This is a genomic window from Streptomyces phytophilus (genome assembly GCF_013870535.1).
Classification (GTDB): Bacteria; Actinomycetota; Actinomycetes; order Streptomycetales; family Streptomycetaceae; genus Streptomyces; species Streptomyces phytophilus.
Map to the genome: position 1 here is coordinate 1 of NZ_JACBXC010001327.1, position 1,618 is coordinate 1,618.

The 1,618-nt window shown below is 74.8% G+C and carries 2 protein-coding genes; both read left to right on the top strand.

Annotated features, from left to right (window positions below; translation table 11 throughout):
- Window positions 1-608: 3-hydroxyacyl-CoA dehydrogenase family protein (locus H5J30_RS32055; RefSeq protein ID WP_181791122.1), on the top strand; the 608-nt coding region annotated here is incomplete at its 5' end.
- A 204-nt stretch (window positions 609-812) separates the two neighbouring features.
- Window positions 813-1,618 (top strand): DMT family transporter (locus tag H5J30_RS32060; protein WP_181791124.1); only part of this gene is annotated, 806 nt, incomplete at its 3' end.

Sequence of the window (1,618 nt, forward strand, 5' to 3'; positions counted from 1 at the left end):
CGGGGCTGGAGCTGGTGGTGGAGGCGGTGCCGGAGGACGCCGGGCTGAAGGCGCGGGTGCTGGCCGACGCCGAGCGGGCGGTGGGCCCGGACGCCGTGCTGGCGACGAACACCAGCTCGCTGTCCGTCGCCGAGCTGGCCGCCGCCCTCGGCCGGCCGGGGCGGTTCCTCGGCATGCACTTCTTCAACCCCGTACCCGCCTCGGAGCTGGTGGAGCTGGTCACCGCGCCGGAGACCAGCGCCGAGGCGCTGGTGGCGGCGCGCGGCTGGGTGCGGACGCTGGGCAAGACGGCGGTGGTCGTACGGGACTCGCCGGGCTTCGCCAGCAGCAGGCTCGGGGTGGCCCTGGGGCTGGAGGCGATCCGCATGGCGGAGGAGGGCGTGGCGGCGCCCGCGGACATCGACACCGCGATGGAGCTGGGCTACCGGCACCCGATGGGCCCGCTGCGCCTGACGGACCTGGTCGGGCTCGACGTCCGGCTGGCCATCGCCGAGCACCTGTGCCGGACGCTGGGGGAGCGGTTCGCGCCGCCGGAGCTGCTGCGGGCGAAGGTCGCGCGGGGCGAGTTGGGGCGTAAGACGGGGCAGGGGTTCTACACCTGGCCGTGAGCGGGCTCCGCGGGCGGGACCGCCCGGCCCCGGGTGGGGCTACCGGCCAGTAGGTCAACCCGGGTCGGACCATTACGGGAGCGGAATGGGACCCGGGAGGGGTTCCCGGAGCGGTCGTACTGCTCCGGCAGTACGACCCAGAGCATCCGCCAGGATGACGACTTTCGCCACCGATCGCGGGATCGTTGCTATATGAGCCCACTCATGCTGTCGGTGCTGCTTTCGCTGGTGTCAGCGGTGGCGTACGCCGGCGCCGCCCTCGTCCAGGAGCGTGTCGCGGCCACCACGACCGACGCCGACGGCGCGGGCGGGGCGTTCGCGCCGCTGCACCGCGGGAGCTGGTGGGCCTCCGTCGTACTCAACGCCTCGGGCGCGCTGCTGCACGTGGTGGCGCTCGCGTACGGGCCGCTGAGCCTGGTCCAGCCGCTGGGCGCGCTGACCATCGTCTTCGCGCTGCCGATGGCGGCGATGTTCCTCAGCCGCCGCGCCGGGCGCGCCGCCTGGCGCGGGGCGCTGCTGTCGACCGTGGGGCTCGTGGGGCTGCTGGCGCTGGTCGACCCCGTGGAGTCGCGGGAGCTGGGCGGTACGACGGCGGTGGGGCTGGCCGTGGCGACGGTGGCCGTGCTGGCCGCGCTGACGCTGGCCGGTACGCGGATACGGCATGTGGCGGCCCGCAGCGTGACGCTCGCGGTGGCCTCGGGCGCGGCGTTCGGCATGGCGTCGGTGTTCACGAAGGACGTCACTGCCGACTACACCGACCCGCTGGCAATCGGCATGATCGCGATCCTCGCGCCGGCCGGATTGCTGCTGTCGCAGGCCGCGTACCGCGGCGCGGGTCTGTCGGCGCCGCTGGCGACGCTGACGGTGGTCAACCCCGTGATAGCGGCGGCGGTCGGCGTCACGGCGCTGGGCGAGACGGTGCGGTACGGGGCCCTGGGCGCCCTGCTCGCCGTCGGGGCCGGCGTGATCGCGGCGGCGGGGCTGATAGAGCTGACGGTGCAGGCGCACCG